This is a genomic window from Panacagrimonas perspica, from assembly GCF_004364935.1.
GTDB classification, from domain to species: Bacteria; Pseudomonadota; Gammaproteobacteria; order Nevskiales; family Nevskiaceae; genus Panacagrimonas; species Panacagrimonas perspica.
On record NZ_SOBT01000008.1, the window covers coordinates 2,033,081 to 2,052,976 of the forward strand.

Consider the following 19,896-nt stretch of genomic DNA (forward strand, 5'->3'; position numbering starts at 1 on the left):
AGATCGGCGCCTCACGCGCTTCGGCAACATTCGACTTCGCGCAGATTTTCCGGCGACGCACGATCCGGATACCGCGCGCGGAAATAAGCCCCCGTAGCCCGGATGAAACCCGGGATCCCGGCTCGGAGAAGGAACAAGCCTCGGAGATTTCCTCGTGTTGATGGAGGAACCCCGGGCTTCGCCCGGGCTACGGGGTTTGAAGTTCGCGCAGATCCTTGGGCAACACGTAGTCCGGATACCGCGAGCGGAAACTGTCGAGCAGCTTCTTCGCGGCCGCGATGTCGCCGCCATCCCGCAGCTCGCGGATCCGCCGGATCCAGTCCTCGGGAGGCGCGGGCGCGAAGCTGTCCGCGGCTTCCGCCTCGGGCTGCGAAGACTTCGCGGCTGGCGCCATGACCGGCGCACTCGACGTCGCCGCTCGCGGCGCCAGGGCGCCGGCGGCGGCGCCGTCTTCCTCGGAGGCGGCACCGGATCGCCCGCCCGCCATCGATCCGACCGAATCGCGGGACCGCTTCATGTCCTTCGCTTCATCGCGCGGCGCCTGTTCGACGCGGTCATCGAGCGCGCGATCGGCGGCGGCTCCGAACGGCACAGCCCGCTGGGCGCCCGGCGATGGGCCCGTGACCGGCGCGGGAGGCGGCGGTGGCGCAGCCGCAGCCGCAGCGGGCGGCTCCGGCACGAACCCGTACGAACTCGCCGACGCCGCCGGCTCGGGCATCGGCGCTTCAGGCTTGGCCGGCTCCAGCCTCGGGGCCGCGGCCTTCGGGGCGGCGGCGCCGGCCGACAAGGCCTCGTTCGCCGTCCTGTTCGAAACCGACTCCTTGGCTTTGCGCGGCTCGTCCGATGACGACGACTTTTCTTCTCGACGGGCGGCAACCGCGTCGGCACGGCGTTCGGCCTCGGCTTCCACCGGCTCCGCCGGAGCGGCCAGCTCCGCCACCGCAGGCGACTCCGACACGACCGGCCCCGCCTCCTTCTTGGCCTCGACGACCGCAGGCGACACGCCCTCTTCCAGCGCCTGCGCCTTCATGCGATCCAGATCGGACGACTCGGCCGGCGCCATCTGCTCGCGCGTCCCGGGATCGCGCCAGATGTTCAGCAGCACGCCCAGCGACAGCGCGAGCGTCGCCGCCACGGCGACCGGCTGGAACCAGCGCGGCCGGCGTGCACGCGGCGTGCGCACGGCTTCGCGCGCGGCGCCGAGGATCAGCGCATCGAGTTCGGGCGGCGCGGTGTCTTGCCCGGAGGCCTCGCGATAGGCCTTGCCCACCGGGTGGCGGCCGGCGAGGAAATCCTCCAGCTCGCGATCGTCCGGCATCTTGCGGTCAGAGGACATCGCTGAGCTCCTGGCGCAGCTTGGCCAGCGCGTAACGCAGGCGGCTCTTGACGGTCTCGCGCCCGACGCCGGTGGCGGTGCCGATCTCCTCGAGGCTCATGCCGCCCTCCTCCTTGAGCAGGAAGGCCTCGCGCTGCTCGATCGGCAGGCCTTGCACGGCGACCAGCACGCGCCGCAGCCGCTGCGCCCCGGAGACCGCGGCCTCGGGCTGCTCGTGTTCCGGCGCGGCGACAGGCAGTTCGTCATCGATCGGGTCGGTGGGCAGGCGGGCGAGGCGGTACTCGTCGATGAGGCGGTTGTGCGCGAGGCGATACAGCCAGGTCGTGAACTTGGCCCGGGGTTCCCAGGCCGCGGCGGACTTGACCACCGACATCCAGACTTCCTGGAACAGCTCGGATGCCCGCTCGCGATTCGAGCACCCGCGCAGCAGATAACGGAAAACGGGGTCGCGGTGCCTTCGATACAAAGTCTCGAAGGCAGCCGCGTCCCCGCGCTGGTAGCGCTGCATGAGGGCTTCGTCGGAAATTTCATGGCGGCCTTCATCGAGGACCGCTTCCGGCGCCGCAATCGTTGCAGGACCTGCTTCCAGTCGAACTATCCCCCGATCTGCGCTCCCTCGCCCTTGGCCTGACCGGACAAGGTGCCCGCGAGCTTCACGAGCTGGCGGAACCCGGCGCGATCGCCGTAGGGGTCATCGCCCACGTTGCGGGCCAGGCGCTCGATCGAAGTGTAGTCGAAGCCCTTCATGTGAACGCCGCCCGAGAGCAGCTGCCCGAAGGCCGCCACCGAGGCCGAAAGCCGCAGCGCATCGGAGGCCTGCGCGACGTCGGTCTTGATCTCGGACTTCAGCAGCGGACGCTCGATCAGACGGCTCGTCGCGTTGGTGCCGTCGTCCGGCCGCTTGTAGCGCAGGCGCAGGTGCGCCAGCTCGCCACCGCGGTTCTCGATCTTGTGCGAGGGCGCGTAACGCAGCGGCTGCACGCTCTCGCCGCCGCTGCCGGTCAGCGCGATCTCGTACAGCGCGGTGACGGTGTGACCAGCACCGATGTCGCCGGCATCGACCGCGTCGTTGTTGAAGTCTTCGCGGGCGAGCATGCGGTTCTCGTAACCGATCAGGCGGTACTCGGCGACCTGCGCCGGGTTGAACTCGATCTGGATCTTCACGTCGCGCGCGATCGTCGTCAGCGTGGCGTCGCGCTGGCGCACCAGCACCTTGTGCGCTTCCTGCACCGAGTCGATGTAGGCGTTGTTGCCGTCGCCGACGTCGGCGAGCTGCTCCATCAGGTGATCGTTGTAGTTGCCCTGGCCGAAGCCGAGCGTCGTCAGCGCGATGCCGCTCTTGCGCTCGTTCTTGACGATGTCGAGCAGGCTCTCGAAACGCGTGACGCCGACGTTGAAGTCGCCGTCGGTGGCGAGCAGCACGCGGTTCACGCCGCCTTCGATCCAGCCCTTGCGAGCCATCGCGTAAGCGAGCTGTATGCCTTCGCCGCCGTTGGTGGAACCGCCGGCGGACAGGCGATCCAGCGCGGCCGAGATCTTCGCGCGCTCGTTGCCCGGCGTGGGTTCGAGCACGACGCCCGAGGCGCCGGCGTAGACCACCAGGCTGATGCGGTCCTTCGAGGTCAGTTCGCCGAGCAGCATCTTGAGCGCCGACTTCACCAGCGGCAGCTTGTCCGGATCTTCCATCGACCCCGACACGTCGACGAGAAACACCAGGTTGGTGCCGACCGGCTTGGTCTCCGGCTTCCAGCCCTGGATGCCGACGTGCAGCAGGTGCGTCTTGGCGTTCCACGGCGTCGGCGCGATCTCGGTGGTCACCGAGAACGGCTGGCCACGTTCCTGCGGCACCTTGTAGGCGTAGTCGAAATTGTTGATCAGCTCCTCGACGCGCACCGCGTCCTGCGGCGGCAGCTGGCCCTGCGTGAGATACCGGCGCACGTTGGCGTAGCTGCTGGTGTCGACGTCGACGCTGAACGTCGACACCGGGTGCTCGATCGAGCGCTGGATCGGATTGGGATCGATGACGGCGTAGTTCTCGCGGTTCTCGTCCTTGGGCACCAGGCCCGGCGCCGGCGGCGGCGCGGGCGCGATCAGCACGCGGTTGGCGACGGCGCCCTGCGCGATGGCGCCCGTCACGGCCGGCTTCGCGACGCCGAATTCCGCCAGGCGCTTGGTCTCCTTGGCCGACTTCTCGTACGGCGCGACGCTGACGGGCGCGGCGGCCGACGCACGACCGTCGCTGACGACTTCGTCTGTGGAGGACGGCGCGCTCCGCGGCTCGGCCTTGGGCGGTTCGGCCTTGAGCTTGTCCCCGGGCTGCGACGCGGCCTCGGCTTCGCGCGGCGACACGCTGTCGTCACGCTCGATCAATGCGCGGCGAGTTGCATCCGCAGCGGCTAGTTCAGGCGTCGTGGCGGTGACGGGGCCGCCGGACTCGCCCGGGACGGGCTCCTGGCGCGACGAGGTCTGGCTGCACGCGGCGAGCGCCGCGGCGGCGCCGAGAACGAGACCGGGAAGAAGGGCTGGGTTGCGCATCGAATCACTCCGTTGGGGTTGGTGTCGATGTAAACGGGGGCGCTCCGGGTCCGGGGTTAAGCGTGCGGAAACTTTTACCTGCGATCGTTGGCGCGGACGGGGCCCCGGCCCCGTAGCCCGGACGAAATCCGGGGCATCTCTGCATCACGATCTAGCCGCCGTACCCGCGTCCGTATTGATCTGGCTCAATTCGTCGGAGCGCAGGATGGTGGCATGCTCGCTTCAACGGCCGGTCGAAAGCGACCGACCGTTCCCCCGCATCCCTCACCTGATTCATGTTTCCGTCACGGAGCTTGCAATGATGATCCCGATCGAAGCGCGGCTGCTGGCCGCGATGCTGCTGGGCCTTTCGATGACAACGCTGACGGCGCGGGCCGACGACTCGGACCTGCCCCCGACCCGGACGCAGGGCGACGTCGTCTACCTGAGCGGCGGTATCGGCAAGGACGAAACCGCGGCGATCAAGGCCACAACGTCGCGCTATGCGCTGACCCTGCTGTTCGCGACGACCGGGGGCGGCGGGCGCGATGCGTTCCTGGCCTCGGTGCCGGTGAAGATCGCAGACGCCAGCGGCAAGGTCGTGCTCGATGCGGTCACTGACGGCCCCTACCTGCTGGTGAACCTCGCCCCCGGCAAGTACCAGGTCAGCGCGAGTCTCGACGGCGTGGAACGCAAGACCAGCGTGACCCTGAAGACCGGCGTGCCGCAGCAGCGCAGCCTGACCTGGCCGGTGCGCGCGAAGGACACGACGTCGGCGCCGATCCGGCCGGCAGCCGGGCCGATCGTGGTCACGGTCGCGCCTGACGGCACGACGGTGACGACCGAACCGGTGACGGCCAATGCCACGGCGGTCACCACGACGACTCCGCCGGTTCAGACCTCCGCGGTGCCCGTGCAGGCCAACCAGGGCGGCGTTCCCTACGTCAGCGGCGGCATCGGCTCCGACGAGTCCGCAGCGCTGAAGGCGCAGTTTCCGAAGTACGCGCTCGCGCTGACCTTCGCCAGCGTCCAGAACGGCCACAACGTGTTCCTGGCCTCGGTGCCGGTGAAGATCCTCGATGCGTCGGGCGCAACGGTGCTCGACGTGACCACCGAAGGCCCCTACCTGCTCGTCGACGTGCCGCCGGGCAAGTACGAGGTCGTCGCCACGAACGGGGGCAAGGAGCAGCGCGCGTCGCTGCAGGTGACGGCGGGGCGCACGACGGAACGCGCGTTCTCGTGGGCTGCGCCCTGACCCCGTAGCCCGGGTGAAACCCGGGATGCCGCTTCAATGAACGAGAGGAGCCCCGGGTTTCACCCGGGCTACGGGGTGAGCACGTCCCGCATCGAGTAGAGGCCGGGCTTGCGACCCGCAAGCCACGCCGCCGCACGCACCGCGCCGTTGGCGAAGTTGAGACGCGAACTGGCCTTGTGCGTGATCTCCACGCGCTCGCCATCGCCGAGAAACATCACGGTGTGATCGCCGACGACGTCGCCGCCGCGGATCGTCGAGAACCCGATCGTGCCCTTCGGCCGCGCGCCGGTGTGTCCGTAGCGCTCGTACACCGCGTGCTTCGAAAGATCCTTGCCGGCGCCCTTGGCCACCGCCTCGCCCATCATCAGCGCGGTGCCGCTCGGCGCGTCGACCTTGTGCTTGTGATGCGCCTCGACGATCTCGACGTCGAAGTCCTCGCCCAGCGCGGCCGCCGCGGTTTCGAGCAGCTGCAGGCACAGGTTCACGCCGAGGCTGAAGTTGCCCGCCTTCACGATCGCGATGCGCTGGGCCGCCGCATCGATGCGCGCGAGCTGTTCTGGCGTGAAGCCGGTCGTGCCGATGACCATCGCCTTGCCCTGCGCCACGCAGGCGTCGAGCGCGGCGAGCGTGCCCTCGGGACGCGTGAAGTCGATCAGCACGTCGAACGCCGATGCAGCAGCGGCGACGTCCACCGTGATCGCGACCTTGGCGGCGTCGAGTCCGGCCAGTTCGCCGGCGTCGCGGCCGACTTCCGCCGCGCCGTTGCGCTCGAACGCAGCGCCGAGTTCGAGCTGCGCGCTCGCGGCGGCCTGGATGACGGCGCGGCCCATGCGGCCGGCGGCGCCGAGAACGGCGATTCGGGTGGGAGCGGCAGCGTGCTTCATGTCGAGTCCTGCGGAAGGGGCAATGCGGTCCGCGAGTTTAGAGGCTGCGTTCCCCGGCCGGGAGCCAGCCCGTAGCCCGGGCTACGCCCGGGGTTCCCCTCGCATACGGAACGCAACCCCGGGCTTCGCCCGGGCTACGGTGATCTACGACCGCCAGGGCAGTTCGAGCAGGTTTCCGTCCGGCAACCAGGCCTTCACCGGCGTCTGCGCGAAGACACCCGTCAGCTCGAGCGCGACGCTGCCCACGCTGAAGATCTGGTGCACCGGCCCTGCAGGCAAGGTCAGCGTGGTGTTGGCACCGAAGCGCAGCACGCGACCCTCGCTGTGCACCTCGCCCTCGCCCGCGTGGCACAACACCACCTCGTCGCAGTCGTGACGATGCGGCGGCGTCGCCGCGCCGGCGGCGATCGACTGCCGCCACACCGACAGCCCCTTCAGGCCCTGGGCTTCGCCGGCCCAGGTGGCGTGATCGATGCCGGGAATCGGCGTGGCGACCGGCGCGGATTGTTCGGTGACATTCATCTGGATCTCCCCTCGACGTGGATATGGCATCCACAGCTTCGGTGAATTTCGATGCGGACAGAAGATCACGTCGCGTCATAAGATTGAGGCCATCATGTCCTCTATGCAGCAATACCTCGCGTTCGCCCAGACCGCCCGGCATGGCAGCTTCGCGGCCGCGGCGCGCGATCTGGGGACGGTGCCGTCGGCGCTGGCCAAGGCCGTGCGGCGGCTCGAGCGCGGCCTGGGCGTCGCGCTGTTCCATCGCACCACGCGACAGGTGCGCCTGACTCCCGACGGCGAGCGCCTGTTCCGTCGCTGCGAACGCATCCTGGGCGAGATCGAGGCGCTGCAGGCCGAGGCTTCCGGCGCCCGCGAGGCCCTCGTCGGCACGCTGCGCATCGATGCCCCGGTCGCCTACGGCCAGCAGGTGATCCTGCCGCGCCTCGCGCAACTGCAGAGGACGCATCCCGCGCTGGGGCTCGATCTGCGCCTGAACGATGCGCAGATCGACCTGCTGCGCGATGGCGTCGATCTCGCCGTGCGCATCGGCGAATTGAAGGACTCCACGCTGGTGGCGCGGCGCATCGACTGGCAGGGCCTGGTGCTGTGCGCGGCGCCGGCTTATCTCGCCGAGCGCGGCACGCCACGGCGCCTGCGCGACCTGGATGCGCACATCGCGGTGGCGTTCCGCATGCCGGGCAGCGGAAGGGACCGCGCCTGGCAGTTCCGGCAGCGCGGCGGGATCGTCACCGTTGCGCCGCCGGCACGCACGCACGTCAACGAAACGGGTGGGCTGCTGGAGGCCGCGCGACTCGGACTCGGCCTGTGCCAGATGCCGGACTACGTCGCGGCCGCGTCGCTGGCCCGGGGCGAACTGGTCGAACTGATGGCGGGACTGCGGCCGCCGCCGCTACCGATCAGCCTGGTGTACCCGGGCGGGCGATTGATACCGGCACGCGTGCGCGCGGCGATCGAGGTGCTGGCGCAGCCAACGTAGCCCGGGTGAAACCCGGGCTTCGTCTCGATGATCGAGAAGAGCCCCGGGTTTCACCCGGGCTACAGGCCGTCGCGCTTCGCCTGCTGCCAGAGCCGCTCCATCTGTGCGACGCGCGCGGGCCCCTGCAGCGCATCCCAACTCTCGCGTCCCGCCATCACCACCGCGAAACGCCGCCGGAACTTGGCGTTGGCGTGCGCGAGGGCGCGCACCGGGTCGACCTTGAGGTGCCGCGAAAGGTTGATCGCAACGAACAGCAGGTCGCCGAACTCGTCGAGCACCCTCGCCTCGCCCTGCGTCCGGTCGGGCGTAAGCCCGACCGCCTCGCGCAACTCGCCGATCTCTTCTTCGAGCTTGGCCCACAGTTCGTCAGCGTGATTCCAGTCGAACCCGAGCGCGGCGGCGGCGCGCTGCAGACCGATCGAATCGAGCACCGGGTCCTTTTCAGCGGCCATGCCGGTCCACACGCTCGCAGAGATCGAACAGCATGCCGGCGGTGGCGCCCCAGACACGGTAGCCGTTCCAGTTCAACTCGTAGTACGGCACCACCAGTCCATCGCGGCTGAGCTTCTTGCGCTCGTAGGCGGACGGGTCGAGCGCGATCTCCAGCGGCAGCTCGAAGACCTCGGCGACCTCGGAAGGATCGGCAATGGGTTCGAATTCCCCTTCGATCAGACCGACGACCGGCGTGACCAGGTAACGGCTGATCGTCGGGTAGTCGTCGAGATAGCCGAGCACTTCGACACGCCCCGGATCGAGTCCCACTTCCTCCTGCGCCTCGCGCAGCGCGTTGGCCACAGCCGACACGTCGGTGTCGTCGCGGCGTCCGCCGGGAAAGCTGATCTGCCCGCGGTGCGAGGACAGGGTCTCGGCGCGGCGCGTGAGCATCACGGAATAGCGGTCATCGCGACGGAACACGGCGGCCAGCACGGCCGCCGGGCGCAGCGCCTTCATGAAGGCCGGCGTCAGCCAGCGATCCGCGTCGAGCGGAAGATCGAGCCGGGCGAGCGGGCGCGGCGCGCGATCGTGCGTCGAGGCCAGCGCGTCGCGCAGCCGTTGCTCGATGGAGGCGCTCAAGCGCGACGTAGCACCACGCTGCCGGCGGAGTAACCGGCGCCGAACGCGCAGAGCACGCCGACGTCGCCGGGCACGAAGCCTTCGTGATGCTTGTGGAACGCGATCACCGAGCCGGCCGAACTGGTGTTGGCGTACTCGTCGAGGATGACCGGCGCTTCCTCGGTGGACGGCTCGCGGCCGAGCACGCGCTTGGAGATGAGCTGGTTCATCGACAGATTGGCCTGATGCAACCAGAAGCGCTTCACGGCGTTCGGCGCGATGCCCAGATCCGTCAGGTGCGAGGTGATCAGCTCCGACACCATCGGCACCACTTCCTTGAACACCTTGCGGCCTTCCTGCTTGAAGACGAGATCGTCCCAGCGGCGCGGCGGATCTTCGGCGTTGTTGAGGAAGCCGAAGTTGTTGCGGATGTTGCTCGAGAACTGCGTCTTCAGGCGCGTGCCGAGAATCTCGAAGCGATCGTTCGGCGACGCCGACTCGAAAGGCTCGACGACGATGGCCGTGGCGGCGTCACCGAAAATGAAGTGGCAGTCGCGATTGCGGAAGTTCAGATGTCCCGAGCAGACCTCGGGGCTGACGACGAGCGCGCACTTCGCGTTGCCCTGGCGCACCGCGTCGACCGCCGCCTGCACGCCGAACGCCGCCGAGGCACACGCGACGTTGATGTCGTAACCGTAGCCGCCGGCACCGAGGAAATTCTGGATCTCGACCGCCATCGCCGGATACGCGCGCTGCATGTTCGAGCAGGCCACGAGCACGCAGTCGACGTCTTCGGGCTTGCGGCCGGCACGCTCGAGGGCCTGGCGCGCGGCGGCGATGCCCATCTCGGCGAGCTGCGAGGGCTCGTCGTCGCGGCGCGGCGCGATGCGCGGGCGCATGTGCGTGATGTCGAGCACGCCGGACTTATTGATGACGTAGCGCGAGCCGATGCCCGAGGCCTTGACGATGAACTCGGACGACGACGGCGCGATGGCGGCCTCCGTCCCGGCGGCGATCGCGGCCGCGTTGTCTGCATTGAATTTCTCGACGTAGGCGTTGTAGCTCGCCACCAGCTCGTCATTGGAGATCGATTCGGCCGGAGTGAACAGGCCGGTGCCGCTGATGCAGACTTTCTTCATGGGTAGGTTCCGATCCGGTGCCTCGATCACACGTAGGGTCGCGTCTCTGGTGCGGTCCATCCGGCCACGCGCAGCGCCTCTTCGAGCGTGGCGCGCGGCTCGGTCTCGCTGCCGATGCTCATGTGCGACCCCTGGTACCAGCGCGTCTGGACGTCCCAATGCGCGGCGAGCAGTGCCGGCTGCTGCGCGGGGACGATGCGATCCGCCGCTGCCGCGAACACGAAGCGGCGATCGCGCGGAATGCGGCAGGGCAAGGTCAGTGGCGACACCGGCTTCAGCAGTTCGCGATAACGCGCTTCCGACAGTCCGCGCGCCTCGAAATAGCGGCGATGCGGCGGTGGCATCACGCGCCACAACGTCTGCGCGAAATCGACGACGGGAATGCCGGCCACCGCGAAGTCCAGATCCTTCTCGTAGCCGGTGAGCAGGCCGGTGTTGTAGCCGCCCAGGCTCACGCCGTAGACACCGATCTGCGGCCGGTCCTCATTGGCGCGCAGCCAGGCCAGCCAGCGCCGCAGGTCCCACAGCGCCTGCGACTGCGCGAACAGCAGGTCCAGCAGGTCACCGTCGAGATACTGATCACCGGACTTGCGGCCGATGCGGCGCGGGCCGTGCAGCGGCAGGACCGGCATCAGCACGTTGAAGCCCATGCGCTTGTGCAGGTAGCCCGGCTTGAACAGGCCGAAATCCATCCAGGTCTCGCCCATGCGATAGCCGTGAATGCAGACGACCCACGGTCGTGTCGGACCGGGGTGACGCAGCATCCACGCGGTGGCGCGATTGTTCGCCGCGTGGCTGGCCCAGCGTCCTGCGCCCGGCAGCGCGGCATCCGGCACGAAGCCCGAGTCGAAACTGATGCGCTCGAAGTCGAAGCCGAAGCGCTTGTCCGACTGTGCGTTGAGCTTGTCCGGCGCCTCGGGCGCAACGTGCAGCCGCTCCGGCGACTCGAGCCAGCCGCGCGCATCCATCGCCTTGGCCAGTTCGAGCGCCTCGCTGCACATGCGTTCGGCCAGCTCGCCGCCCGGCACGCGTGCGGCGATCAGGAAGTAGCCCATCATCGCTTCGTCGAAACCCACCTTGACCTGCATGTGCAGATCGTCGTCGGGCTCGGGGACCACCTCGTCCACGACCGCCTCGATCAGACTGACGCGCCCGGACACCGTGAAGCAGACCAGCCCGAGCAGGCCCACCACCACCGCCGGCACGAACCCGGCCGCGAACACCAGCGGCAGCGACACCAGCACCGCCAGCACCGACGCCACCGCCATGTAGGCGGTGACGCGCGCGTCACCGCGCAGCAGCACCATCGACAGGCCGGTGACCACCCACAGCAGCGCAGGCGGACCGGCGAGCAGCGCAGTGGCGAAGCCGTGGATCAGGCTCAGCGCGTAGAGGCCCGCAATGGCGGGCACCAGGCCCCACCATTGGTACTGGCGCGGCAACTTCAGCGGACGCGGCGCCACGATCAGGCCGTCAGCACGCGGTAGAGCATCAGCGAGCCGAACACCAGGCTCACCGCCGCTCCGGCCTGCGCCCACCATCGCCACGTCGCCTTGCGCAGCAGGCTCCAGAACGCAACGCCGGTGAACAGCGTGAGCACCGTGAAGATGCCCATCACCACCGCCACCGACGACATGTCCGTGGTGACCGTCGCGGAGAGTTCGGTGTGGAAGCTGTAGAGGATCAGGACGACACCAAGGACCACCGCCAGCGTGCCCGCGAGGGCGAACAGCGCGGCGTCCAGGATCAGCAGGGCTCTCATCGTTTCTTTCGGATCAGTTTCAGTGCGGGGACCAGTTCGCCCAGCACCTTGGGTTGCGACAGGCCGGCCTTGACGAGCAGCTTCACGAAACCGCGCACCATCGCGTCACGGCTGTCGAACACGGTGCCGACCATCGGGATGCGACGGTTGTCGATCATCGTGACCTTGTCGCCCGGCTCATCGCCGAACCGGAAGCTGACCGTGAGATCCACTTCGAGCGGCTCTTCGTCCTGACGTGCTTTTGATTTGCGGTTCGGTCTCGATAGCATGGCGCTTCTCCCGATCTTGCGAGCACTCGCGTGTCCGTCGAACGTCTCGTCTGTTTCGCCCACGGCAAGGAAAGCGGCCCCTGGGGCACCAAGATCACGCGGCTCGCCGAGGTGGCGCGTGCGCGGGGATTCGAGGTGATGAGCCCGGATTATAGTGGCACGCACGACCCGCACGAGCGCGTGCGCATCCTGCTGGACCTGGCACCACGGGCACGTCACCTGGTGCTGGTCGGATCCAGCATGGGCGGCTACGTGTCGGCGCAGGCCTGCGCGGCGCTTCAGCCTTCCGCGTTGTTCCTGATGGCGCCCGCGCTCTACTTCCCGCATTGGGAAGAGGAGCCGGAGGGCATTCCGGAGCATTGCTGCGTCGTGCACGGATGGAGCGACGACATCGTGCCGGTCGACCGCGCGCAGCGTTTTGCCGAGCGCCACCACGCGGAACTGCACCTGCTGCACTCGGGGCACACGCTCAACGACCAGCTCCCGATCCTGGGCTTCCTGCTGGACCGCATGCTTCAGCGGACGTTGGGCGGCTGATTCGCCTGCTGCGGGTCGACGAGCGTCCGCGGTACCGGGAAGAGGCCGTCGCCGTACTGCGCACGCGTCCGCCGGATGCAAGCGTGGAATGCGCCCTCGATGCGGAGACGGGCCGCGCCTGCTGCGCGAACCGGCTGACGTCGATGCAGTGCTGCTCGAGCCCATTGCCTGCACCGCGAATGCGGATGTAGCGTTGCGCATGCGCATTTCACCGTTCGCCTCGTTCCGTTCGATCCGGTCCTGGATGTTCGTGTTCGCGCTGCTGCTGGCCGCGCCCGCGCACGCCTTCCCCGGATTTCCGGCCTACGTCTCGCTGCCGCCGGACGTGCTGGCCTACGACGAGAACTCGCTGGTGAAGGAGGACTTCGCCGAAGTGGAATTCCCGCTGGCCGAAGGCCGCAACGTCACGCAGCGTGGTCGCCATTTCCGCAGCTACGCGCGCTGGGCCGATGCCGACAACAAGCCCGCCGCCGAAACCTGGGCGCGCTGGTGGCCGGCGCTGAAGGCCAGCGGCTGGAGCCTGCAGGGCCAGGCGGGCGAGGCGCCGATCTATTCGCTGAAACGGCAGGCCGGGGGCATCGAGAGCTGGCTGAAGGTGAGCCTGGGCGACTACACCTCGCCGCTGCTCGAACTGATCGAGATCGCGGGCAACGCATCGGTGCTGGTTCTTGCGGCGCCGGCCGCCAAGCCCGAGACGGTCGCCGATACGGACGACTTCCCGTACCTGCGCAAGCCCGAGGGCGCGGTCCTGACCGGCACCGGACATTTCGAGATGCCGCTGGACGTGACGGTGGGCGGCGTGGACCGCGAAACGCAGCTCGTCGGCGGCGGCTACCGCGTGAAGACCTACCGGCCACCGGCGACGCTGTCCAAGCTCGATTTCGAAACGCGTTACCGGCAGGCGCTCACCAAGGCCGGCTGGGACGTGAAGCCTGCAGCGGACGGCAAGCCGGGCGAAGGCGTCATCGTCGCGCGCTACGCAAAACAGGGACGCCACCTGTGGGCCGTGCTCGGCCGCGGCAACGACGACAGCGACACCGGGCTCGCCTTCAAGATCGCCGACCTCGGCGCCGAGGACTGGTCGGCGGCGCTGCGCAAGGACTGCCACGTCGCGCTGTACGGCGTGAACTTCGATTTCAACCAGGCCAGCCTGCGGCCGGATTCCACGCCGGTGCTCGACAAGCTGCTCGCGGTGCTGCGCCAGGACGCCGCGCTCGCGCTGGAGATCGAAGGCCACACCGACAACGTCGGCGGTGATCCGTACAACCTCAAGCTCTCGGATGCGCGCGCCAAGACCGTCGTCGAATGGCTGGTGAAGCACGGCATCGCCGCGACGCGGCTGAGCGCCCGCGGTTACGGACTGCGCCAACCGATCGCCGACAACGCGACCGACGAGGGCCGCGCGCGCAATCGTCGCGTGGAGCTGAGGCGTCGCGATTGCGTCGGGCCGTGATCTTGCGCCTTCACTGAGTCTTTCGTAGCCAGGGTGAACCCCGGGGTCCCCTCCCTCACGGAGCGCAATCCCGGGTTGCACCCGGGCTACGGGTTGCTGCAGTCCGTGTGGCCGAGGGCTCTGTCCGGCGCGACGCGGTCACGCACTGCCCGCTTGAGCGGCGCGATGTCCGGGAATCCGCCGTCGCGCTTGCGATCCGCCAGCACCTCGCCGTTGAGCCGGATCACGAACACGCCCGACGGCGCGGGACGCAGGGCCACCTCGCCGAGTTCGTCCTCGAAGCTGGTCAGCAATTCCTGGGCGTACCACGCAGCGCGCAGCAGCCAGCGGCACTTCGGGCAGTAATCGATCTCGATCCGGTTCATCGCGGCAACGCCGGCTTGTAGGCCGCAACGAACTCCGGCGGCTGGCGGCGGGGCCGGCCGCTGGTCATGTCCACGCAAATCCAGTGCGTACGGCCGCGCAGCACCGTCTTGCGGTCCTGCTCGCGGATGATCTGGTAGGCGCGCCACATATCGAGCTTGCCGGCGTTCTCCGCCACCCAGGTCGCGATGTGCAGGCGGTCGCCCGCGAACGTCGCAGCGAGATAGTCCAGCTCGTGCCGGCGCGCCACGCAGCCCGCGCCGACACGGCGGTAGTCCTCCATGCCGAATCCCAGCGCTACCGAGTGCGCCCAGGCCACGTCCTGCAGCCAGGACAGGTAGACAACGTTGTTGGTGTGGCCGAAGGCGTCGAGATGCTGGGCCCCGACCTCGAGCGTCTGGACGAAGGGCGACACGACATCCCATTGCAGCGGGTCGGCGGACATTGGGTCTCCTGGACAGGTAGCCAGGAAAGGCTAACGCAAAGGCACGAAGGGAAAAGATTAAGGACGCAAAGACCGTTGACCTTTGCGTCCTTTGCTTCACCTTCTCCTTTGCACGGCGCTGCTGTCGCCGCAGCGCCGCTGCTCTAGTCGCAGCTCCGTTGCGTTAGCTTTTTTCGTCTTTCAGCCCATGCACGGCCGATCGTTTGCCGGCTTCCGTGTCGGGGCGTTAAACTCCAATCCGTACCGATCTGGTCTTGATTGACCGCCCGCGCTGAAACCATGTTCAAACTCGGCAAGCTGACTGATTACGGCACCGTCCTGATGACGGCGCTGGCGGCACAGCCGGAACGCCTGCAGACCTCGCAGGAGCTCGCGGCCGGCACGCATCTGGCGACGCCCACCGTGGCCAAGCTGCTCAAGCTGCTGTGCAAGGCCGGCCTCGTGGATTCCTCGCGCGGCGCGCGCGGCGGTTACCGACTGGCGCGCTCGCCCGAGCAGATCACCGTAGCCGACATCGTCAGCGCGCTGGAAGGCCCGATCGCACTCACCGAATGCGCGGTCCACCGCGGCTGCGGCATCGAATCGCACTGCGGCGTGCGCTCCAACTGGCGCGTCATCAACGACGCCATCCGCAGCGCACTCGAAGCGGTCAGCCTCGCGCAGATGACCTTGCCGCTGCGACGCGGCGGGGCACGCAGCTTGCGCGAGCATCCCCTCCTGTTCTCCCCGCCGTCGCGGGGCTGAACGCGAACACGGCCACCCTCATGGCAGCCACTGAACAGACCACTCCCGAGAACGTACGAGACCTGGTGACGCGCCGCGTCGCGCAGGCCTACAGCGCGGGCTTCGTCACCGACGTCGAGTCGGAGACGGTTCCCCCGGGCCACAGCGAAGACGTCGTGCGCATGATTTCCGCGCGCAAGCAGGAGCCCGAGTGGCTGCTGGAATGGCGCCTGAAGGCCTATCGCCGCTGGCTGAAGATGACGGAGCCCAAGTGGGCGCACGTCGACTACAAGCCGGTCGACTACCAGTCGATCAGCTACTTCTCGGCGCCGAAGTCGATGAAGGACCGGCCCAAGTCGCTCGACGAAGTCGATCCGAAGCTGCTCGAGACCTACAAGAAGCTCGGCATCCCGCTCAAGGAGCAGGAGATGCTGGCAGGCGTCGTGCCGCAGGTCGCGGTCGACGTGGTGTTCGACTCGGTGTCGGTGGGCACGACGTTCCGCAAGAAGCTCGCGGAAGCCGGCGTGATCTTCTGCTCGATCTCCGAAGCCGTGCACTCGCACCCGGACCTGGTGAAGAAGTACCTGGGCTCGGTCGTGCCCTTCGGTGACAACTACTTCGCGGCGCTGAACTCCGCGGTGTTCAGCGACGGCAGCTTCGTGTTCATCCCCAAGGGCGTGCGCTGCCCGATGGAGCTGAGCACGTATTTCCGCATCAACGAGCGCAATACCGGGCAGTTCGAACGCACGCTGATCGTGGCCGAAGAACGCAGCCACGTGAGCTATCTGGAAGGCTGCACGGCGCCGCAGCGCGACGAGAACCAGCTGCACGCCGCGGTGGTGGAACTGGTGGCGCTCGACGACGCGCAGATCAAGTACTCGACGGTGCAGAACTGGTATCCAGGCGACGAGAACGGCGTCGGTGGCATCTACAACTTCGTGACCAAGCGCGGCGACTGTCGCGGTCCGCGTTCGAAGATCTCGTGGACACAGGTCGAGACCGGATCGGCGATCACCTGGAAGTACCCGAGCTGCATCCTGCGCGGCGACGATTCGGTCGGCGAGTTCTATTCCGTGGCGCTGACGCACCATCGCCAGCAGGCCGACACCGGCACCAAGATGATCCATGTCGGCAAGCGCACGCGCTCGACGATCGTCTCCAAGGGCATCGCGGCGGGTCATGGCCAGCAGAGCTACCGCGGCCTGGTGCGCGTGCTGCCGTTGGCCGAGGGCGCACGCAACCATACGCAGTGCGACTCGCTGCTGATCGGCGACCAGTGCGGCGCGCACACCTTCCCGTACACCGAGATCCGCAACCCGTCCGCGATCCTGGAACACGAAGCCACCACGTCGAAGATCGGCGAGGACCAGCTGTTCTACTGCCGGTCGCGCGGCATTCCCGAAGAAGACGCCGTCTCGATGATCGTCAACGGTTTCTGCAAGCAGGTGTTCAAGGAACTGCCGATGGAATTCGCCGTGGAAGCCCAGAAACTGCTCGCGGTCTCGCTCGAAGGCGCCGTCGGCTGACGCCGCGCCGGAACACACTCATGCTCGAAATAAACAATCTGCACGCTCGCGTCGAAGACAAGGAAATCCTCAAGGGCGTCACGCTCTCGATCAAGGCCGGCGAAGTCCACGCGATCATGGGGCCCAACGGCTCCGGCAAGTCGACGCTCTCGCACGTGCTCGCCGGGCGCGAGGGCTACGAGGTCACCAAGGGCGGCGCCACGTTCCAGGGCCAGGATCTGCTCGCGATGGAACCCGAGGCGCGCGCCGCGGCCGGCGTCTTCCTCGGCTTCCAGTATCCGGTCGAGATTCCCGGCGTCACCAACCTGTATTTCCTGAAGGCCGCGCTCAACGCGCAGCGCAAGACACGGGGCGACAAGGAACTCGACGCCGCCGACTTTCTCGCCTACGTGAAGCAGCGGGTCAAGCAGATGCAGATGGACGTCAAGATGCTCCATCGCGGCGTCAACGAGGATTTCTCGGGCGGCGAGAAGAAGCGCAACGAGATCCTGCAGATGCTCGTGCTGCAGCCCAAGCTGATGATCCTCGACGAGACCGATTCGGGCCTCGACATCGATGCGCTGAAGGTCGTCTCCGACGGCATCAACGCGATGCGATCCAAGGACACGGCGACCTTGCTGGTGACCCACTACCAGCGCCTGCTCGACTACGTGCAACCGGACTTCGTGCACGTGCTGGCCGGTGGCCGCATCGTGAAATCGGGCGGACCCGACCTTGCGCGCGAGCTCGAGGAAAAGGGCTACGGCTGGCTGGCGGCCGCCTGATGGGTTCGATGAATTCCCCGCTGCAGCATTACGCGGACGCGTTCGAGCGGCTGCCCGAGGCGGCGCGCACGACGCATCGCCGGGAAGCCCTGCAACGCCTGCTCGCGCTCGGCCTGCCGACGCCCGACCTGGAAGACTGGAAGTACACCGATCTGGCCGCGCTGCGTGAGCTGACGCCCGGTCCGTCCGACTATCGGACCATTCCCGAAGGCGCGCCGCCGGCCGATGCCGACGGCCTGGACGCGTTCAACGCCACGTTCGCCGTGGACGGCCTCGACGTCGAGATCGCGGCCAAGGCCGATCTCGCCGAACCGCTGCTGGCGACCGGCACCGGTCATCGCCGCCATCGCATCCGCGTGGGCCGGCATGCGCGCGCGCTGCTGCGCATCGAGCTCGATCCGGACGCGGAGTTCCAGACCGCGTTCTTCGACGTCGATCTGGCGGAAGGTGCGAGCCTGCAGGTGCTGCGCACGCAGGACGCGACACCTGACGCGCAGCTCATCACGCGCATCCGTGCGCGACTGGGGCGCGATGCGAAGCTCGACGTGTCCACCGTGGATCTCGGTGGCAAGCTGGGCCGCCATGATCTCAACGTCGATCTGGCCGAGCCCGGCGCCGAAGTCCGCCTGCGCGGCCTGTTCGTCGCCAGCGGATCGGGGCTGATCGACAACCACACGCGCTTCGACCATCGCGCGCCGCACGGCACCAGCCGCGAACTCGTGCGCGGCCTGGCGCACGACAGCGGACGCGGTGTCTTCAACGGCCGCATCGTCGTGCATCCCGGCGCGCAGAAGACGGATTCCGAGCAGCGCATCGCCAACCTGATCCTGTCGCCCAAGGCCGAGATCAACGCCAAGCCGGAACTCGAGATCTACGCCGACGACGTGAAGTGCGCACACGGCGCCACGTTCGGCCAGCTCGACCTCACGGCGCTGTTCTACCTGCGCTCGCGCGGCCTGCCGGAAGCCGAGGCGCGCGCGCTGCTGACGCTCGCCTTCGCGATGGAACCGCTGCGCCAGATTCCCAACGCAGCGTTTCGCAACGAGGCGCTCAAGCGGGTCGCGACGCATCTGCGCTCGGACCTGGACGAAGCGGCGCTCGTCTCATGAGCGGCGCGCCCTCGCCCGTCCCGCCGCCGCTGGACCTGGCGGCCATCCGCGCGCAGTTCCCGATCCTCGCCGAAAGGATCCACGGCAAGCGCCTCGCCTACCTGGACAACGCGGCCACGACACAGAAGCCGGAATCGGTGCTGCGCGCACTGGATGACTACTACCGGCACGCCAACAGCAACGTGCATCGCGCGGTGCACGAACTCGCCGCACGCGCCACGACCCAGTACGAGGCGGCACGTGATCGCATCGCCGCGTTCCTGAACGTGACGCGCGAGGAATGCGTGTTCACGCGCGGCACGACCGAGGGCATCAACCTGGTGGCGCGCAGCTTCCTGCAGCCACGGCTGCAGCCCGGCGACGAGGTGCTGGTCACCGGCATGGAGCACCACTCCAACATCGTGCCCTGGCAGCTCGCCGGCGCAAAGACCGTGGCGGCGCGCATCACCGACGAGGGTGAACTCGACCTCGACGACTGGCGCGCCAAGCTCGGCCCCCGCACGAAGCTCGTCTCGATCGTCCACGTCTCCAATTCGCTGGGCACGATCAATCCGGTCGCCGAGATGGTGCGCGAGGCACAGCAGCGCGGCATCCCGGTGCTCGTCGACGGCGCCCAGGCGATCGCCCACGAGGCGCCGGACCTGCGCGCCCTGGGCGCGGACTTCTATGCGATGTCGGCCCACAAGGCCTACGGCCCGACCGGCTTCGGCGTGCTGTTCGCCAGGCGCGAGCATCTCGAGGCGATGCCGCCGTGGCACGGCGGCGGCGACATGATCCGCACCGTCAGCTTCGAGCGTTCCACCTGGAACGACCTGCCGTACAAGTTCGAGGCCGGCACCCCGGACATGTCCGGCGCGATCGGCTTCGCCGCCGCGCTCGACTGGATCGACTCGGTCGGCATGGCGCGCATCCACGCCCACGAGCAGGACGTGCTGGCCTACGGCACGGCGCAGCTGGCCGACATCCCCGAACTGCGCCTGGTCGGCACCGCGCGGCACAAGGCCGGCGTGCTGTCCTTCGTCATGGAAGGGGCGCATGCCCACGACCTGGGCAGCGTGCTGGACCAGGAAGGCGTGGCGGTCCGGACCGGCCATCACTGCACGATGCCGCTGATGGAACGCTTCGGCATCCCGGCCACCGCGCGGGCGTCGCTTGCGGCCTACAACGGGCGCGACGACATCGACCAGTTGGCCGCAGCTCTCCGGAAAGCCCACAGACTGTTCAATTGATCGGTCCAAGCCCCTGCATGGCAAGGGCTTTGTG

General features: G+C 68.2%; 22 protein-coding genes. 9 read left to right on the forward strand and 13 right to left on the reverse strand.

The annotated features are described in order from the left end of the window. Positions 1–187: 187 nt before the first annotated feature. The 3 genes from DFR24_RS09200 to DFR24_RS09210 all read right to left on the reverse strand — a co-directional run bounded on the left by DFR24_RS09200 (position 188) and on the right by DFR24_RS09210 (position 3,871). The gene (locus DFR24_RS09200) at positions 188–1,336 is read right to left on the reverse strand and encodes a hypothetical protein (protein ID WP_133880966.1); all 1,149 of its coding nucleotides are present in this window, start codon (positions 1,334–1,336) and stop codon (positions 188–190) included. Further along, complete coding sequence (locus DFR24_RS09205) at positions 1,326–1,844, reverse strand: RNA polymerase sigma factor (RefSeq protein ID WP_133880967.1); 519 nt, start codon at positions 1,842–1,844, stop codon at positions 1,326–1,328. The genes DFR24_RS09200 and DFR24_RS09205 overlap by 11 nt, the downstream gene beginning before the upstream one ends. Before the next feature lie 86 nt (positions 1,845–1,930). Further along, positions 1,931–3,871 (reverse strand): vWA domain-containing protein, encoded by a 1,941-nt coding sequence (locus DFR24_RS09210; protein WP_133880968.1) that lies wholly within the window; start codon positions 3,869–3,871, stop codon positions 1,931–1,933. Positions 3,872–4,169: 298 nt separating this feature from the next. On the opposite strand from DFR24_RS09210, the gene DFR24_RS09215 reads away from it, so the two are divergent. Then, on the forward strand, positions 4,170–5,105 hold the full coding sequence (locus DFR24_RS09215; RefSeq protein WP_246051572.1) for a carboxypeptidase regulatory-like domain-containing protein: 936 nt from the start codon (positions 4,170–4,172) through the stop codon (positions 5,103–5,105). 68 nt (positions 5,106–5,173) lie between these two features. Here the strand turns inward: DFR24_RS09215 and dapB are convergent, their stop codons facing one another. Next, complete coding sequence (gene dapB, locus DFR24_RS09220) at positions 5,174–5,989, reverse strand: 4-hydroxy-tetrahydrodipicolinate reductase (protein ID WP_133880969.1); 816 nt, start codon at positions 5,987–5,989, stop codon at positions 5,174–5,176. A gap of 144 nt (positions 5,990–6,133) precedes the next feature. Beyond that, positions 6,134–6,511 carry a cupin domain-containing protein gene (locus tag DFR24_RS09225; protein ID WP_133880970.1) on the reverse strand — a complete coding sequence of 126 codons (378 nt, stop codon included), beginning with the start codon at positions 6,509–6,511 and terminating at the stop codon, positions 6,134–6,136. A 94-nt stretch (positions 6,512–6,605) separates the two neighbouring features. Here DFR24_RS09225 and DFR24_RS09230 point away from each other — a divergent pair, with 94 nt between their 5' ends. Beyond that, positions 6,606–7,490, forward strand: a complete 885-nt coding sequence (locus DFR24_RS09230; RefSeq protein WP_133880971.1) for a LysR family transcriptional regulator — start codon at positions 6,606–6,608, stop codon at positions 7,488–7,490. Positions 7,491–7,549: 59 nt separating this feature from the next. Here the strand turns inward: DFR24_RS09230 and DFR24_RS09235 are convergent, their stop codons facing one another. The 6 genes from DFR24_RS09235 to DFR24_RS09260 are packed head-to-tail and all read right to left on the reverse strand — an operon-like array spanning position 7,550 to position 11,713. Further along, positions 7,550–7,942, reverse strand: coding sequence for a MazG nucleotide pyrophosphohydrolase domain-containing protein (locus DFR24_RS09235; RefSeq protein WP_133880972.1), 393 nt, complete (start codon positions 7,940–7,942; stop codon positions 7,550–7,552). After that, positions 7,932–8,564, reverse strand: a complete 633-nt coding sequence (locus DFR24_RS09240) for a CoA pyrophosphatase (protein ID WP_133880973.1) — start codon at positions 8,562–8,564, stop codon at positions 7,932–7,934. The genes DFR24_RS09235 and DFR24_RS09240 overlap by 11 nt, the downstream gene beginning before the upstream one ends. Continuing rightward, positions 8,561–9,682 carry a beta-ketoacyl-ACP synthase III gene (locus tag DFR24_RS09245; protein WP_133880974.1) on the reverse strand — a complete coding sequence of 374 codons (1,122 nt, stop codon included), beginning with the start codon at positions 9,680–9,682 and terminating at the stop codon, positions 8,561–8,563. Before DFR24_RS09245 ends, DFR24_RS09240 begins: the two co-directional genes overlap by 4 nt. Before the next feature lie 26 nt (positions 9,683–9,708). Then, the gene (locus DFR24_RS09250) at positions 9,709–11,145 is read right to left on the reverse strand and encodes an alpha/beta hydrolase family protein (protein WP_246051573.1); all 1,437 of its coding nucleotides are present in this window, start codon (positions 11,143–11,145) and stop codon (positions 9,709–9,711) included. A gap of 2 nt (positions 11,146–11,147) precedes the next feature. Further along, a complete protein-coding gene (locus DFR24_RS09255) occupies positions 11,148–11,444 on the reverse strand; it encodes a hypothetical protein (RefSeq protein WP_133880975.1) in 297 nt (98 codons plus the stop codon). Next, a complete protein-coding gene (locus DFR24_RS09260; RefSeq protein ID WP_133880976.1) occupies positions 11,441–11,713 on the reverse strand; it encodes a hypothetical protein in 273 nt (90 codons plus the stop codon). Before DFR24_RS09260 ends, DFR24_RS09255 begins: the two co-directional genes overlap by 4 nt. A gap of 30 nt (positions 11,714–11,743) precedes the next feature. On the opposite strand from DFR24_RS09260, the gene DFR24_RS09265 reads away from it, so the two are divergent. Together DFR24_RS09265 and DFR24_RS09270 are read left to right on the forward strand one after the other, a co-directional pair. Beyond that, complete coding sequence (locus tag DFR24_RS09265) at positions 11,744–12,250, forward strand: YqiA/YcfP family alpha/beta fold hydrolase (protein ID WP_133880977.1); 507 nt, start codon at positions 11,744–11,746, stop codon at positions 12,248–12,250. A gap of 88 nt (positions 12,251–12,338) precedes the next feature. Next, positions 12,339–13,703: an OmpA family protein gene (locus DFR24_RS09270; RefSeq protein WP_133880978.1), complete on the forward strand. Its 1,365-nt coding sequence runs from the start codon at positions 12,339–12,341 to the stop codon at positions 13,701–13,703. Positions 13,704–13,789: 86 nt separating this feature from the next. Here the strand turns inward: DFR24_RS09270 and DFR24_RS09275 are convergent, their stop codons facing one another. Both DFR24_RS09275 and DFR24_RS09280 read right to left on the reverse strand, forming a co-directional pair. Continuing rightward, positions 13,790–14,068: a SelT/SelW/SelH family protein gene (locus DFR24_RS09275; protein ID WP_133880979.1), complete on the reverse strand. Its 279-nt coding sequence runs from the start codon at positions 14,066–14,068 to the stop codon at positions 13,790–13,792. Then, positions 14,065–14,511 carry an acyl-CoA thioesterase gene (locus tag DFR24_RS09280; RefSeq protein WP_133880980.1) on the reverse strand — a complete coding sequence of 149 codons (447 nt, stop codon included), beginning with the start codon at positions 14,509–14,511 and terminating at the stop codon, positions 14,065–14,067. Before DFR24_RS09280 ends, DFR24_RS09275 begins: the two co-directional genes overlap by 4 nt. A 279-nt stretch (positions 14,512–14,790) precedes the next feature. On the opposite strand from DFR24_RS09280, the gene DFR24_RS09285 reads away from it, so the two are divergent. From DFR24_RS09285 to DFR24_RS09305, 5 genes are read left to right on the forward strand one after another with little or no spacing between them, the layout of a single operon-like run. Next, positions 14,791–15,255, forward strand: a complete 465-nt coding sequence (locus DFR24_RS09285) for an SUF system Fe-S cluster assembly regulator (RefSeq protein WP_133880981.1) — start codon at positions 14,791–14,793, stop codon at positions 15,253–15,255. A 20-nt stretch (positions 15,256–15,275) separates the two neighbouring features. Next, positions 15,276–16,760, forward strand: a complete 1,485-nt coding sequence (gene sufB / locus DFR24_RS09290; protein WP_133880982.1) for a Fe-S cluster assembly protein SufB — start codon at positions 15,276–15,278, stop codon at positions 16,758–16,760. A gap of 20 nt (positions 16,761–16,780) precedes the next feature. Continuing rightward, a complete protein-coding gene (sufC, locus tag DFR24_RS09295; RefSeq protein WP_133880983.1) occupies positions 16,781–17,524 on the forward strand; it encodes a Fe-S cluster assembly ATPase SufC in 744 nt (247 codons plus the stop codon). Between the two features lie 8 nt (positions 17,525–17,532). Beyond that, complete coding sequence (sufD, locus tag DFR24_RS09300; protein ID WP_210772288.1) at positions 17,533–18,633, forward strand: Fe-S cluster assembly protein SufD; 1,101 nt, start codon at positions 17,533–17,535, stop codon at positions 18,631–18,633. Then, positions 18,630–19,862, forward strand: a complete 1,233-nt coding sequence (locus tag DFR24_RS09305; protein ID WP_133880985.1) for an aminotransferase class V-fold PLP-dependent enzyme — start codon at positions 18,630–18,632, stop codon at positions 19,860–19,862. Before sufD ends, DFR24_RS09305 begins: the two co-directional genes overlap by 4 nt. Positions 19,863–19,896 lie beyond the last annotated feature (34 nt).

What these genes read in the sequence shown, in the direction of transcription:
- DFR24_RS09200 (WP_133880966.1), bottom strand. Translation starts at nt 1,336, where the DNA reads ATGTCCTCTGACCGCAAGATGCCGGACGATCGCGAGCTGGAGGATTTC.
- DFR24_RS09205 (WP_133880967.1), bottom strand. Translation starts at nt 1,844, where the DNA reads ATGCAGCGCTACCAGCGCGGGGACGCGGCTGCCTTCGAGACTTTGTAT.
- DFR24_RS09210 (WP_133880968.1), bottom strand. Translation starts at nt 3,871, where the DNA reads ATGCGCAACCCAGCCCTTCTTCCCGGTCTCGTTCTCGGCGCCGCCGCG.
- DFR24_RS09215 (WP_246051572.1), top strand. Translation starts at nt 4,170, where the DNA reads ATGATGATCCCGATCGAAGCGCGGCTGCTGGCCGCGATGCTGCTGGGC.
- dapB (WP_133880969.1), bottom strand. Translation starts at nt 5,989, where the DNA reads ATGAAGCACGCTGCCGCTCCCACCCGAATCGCCGTTCTCGGCGCCGCC.
- DFR24_RS09225 (WP_133880970.1), bottom strand. Translation starts at nt 6,511, where the DNA reads ATGAATGTCACCGAACAATCCGCGCCGGTCGCCACGCCGATTCCCGGC.
- DFR24_RS09230 (WP_133880971.1), top strand. Translation starts at nt 6,606, where the DNA reads ATGTCCTCTATGCAGCAATACCTCGCGTTCGCCCAGACCGCCCGGCAT.
- DFR24_RS09235 (WP_133880972.1), bottom strand. Translation starts at nt 7,942, where the DNA reads ATGGCCGCTGAAAAGGACCCGGTGCTCGATTCGATCGGTCTGCAGCGC.
- DFR24_RS09245 (WP_133880974.1), bottom strand. Translation starts at nt 9,682, where the DNA reads ATGAAGAAAGTCTGCATCAGCGGCACCGGCCTGTTCACTCCGGCCGAA.
- DFR24_RS09255 (WP_133880975.1), bottom strand. Translation starts at nt 11,444, where the DNA reads ATGAGAGCCCTGCTGATCCTGGACGCCGCGCTGTTCGCCCTCGCGGGC.
- DFR24_RS09260 (WP_133880976.1), bottom strand. Translation starts at nt 11,713, where the DNA reads ATGCTATCGAGACCGAACCGCAAATCAAAAGCACGTCAGGACGAAGAG.
- DFR24_RS09270 (WP_133880978.1), top strand. Translation starts at nt 12,339, where the DNA reads ATGCGCCCTCGATGCGGAGACGGGCCGCGCCTGCTGCGCGAACCGGCT.
- DFR24_RS09275 (WP_133880979.1), bottom strand. Translation starts at nt 14,068, where the DNA reads ATGAACCGGATCGAGATCGATTACTGCCCGAAGTGCCGCTGGCTGCTG.
- DFR24_RS09280 (WP_133880980.1), bottom strand. Translation starts at nt 14,511, where the DNA reads ATGTCCGCCGACCCGCTGCAATGGGATGTCGTGTCGCCCTTCGTCCAG.
- DFR24_RS09285 (WP_133880981.1), top strand. Translation starts at nt 14,791, where the DNA reads ATGTTCAAACTCGGCAAGCTGACTGATTACGGCACCGTCCTGATGACG.
- sufB (WP_133880982.1), top strand. Translation starts at nt 15,276, where the DNA reads ATGGCAGCCACTGAACAGACCACTCCCGAGAACGTACGAGACCTGGTG.
- sufC (WP_133880983.1), top strand. Translation starts at nt 16,781, where the DNA reads ATGCTCGAAATAAACAATCTGCACGCTCGCGTCGAAGACAAGGAAATC.
- sufD (WP_210772288.1), top strand. Translation starts at nt 17,533, where the DNA reads ATGAATTCCCCGCTGCAGCATTACGCGGACGCGTTCGAGCGGCTGCCC.
- DFR24_RS09305 (WP_133880985.1), top strand. Translation starts at nt 18,630, where the DNA reads ATGAGCGGCGCGCCCTCGCCCGTCCCGCCGCCGCTGGACCTGGCGGCC.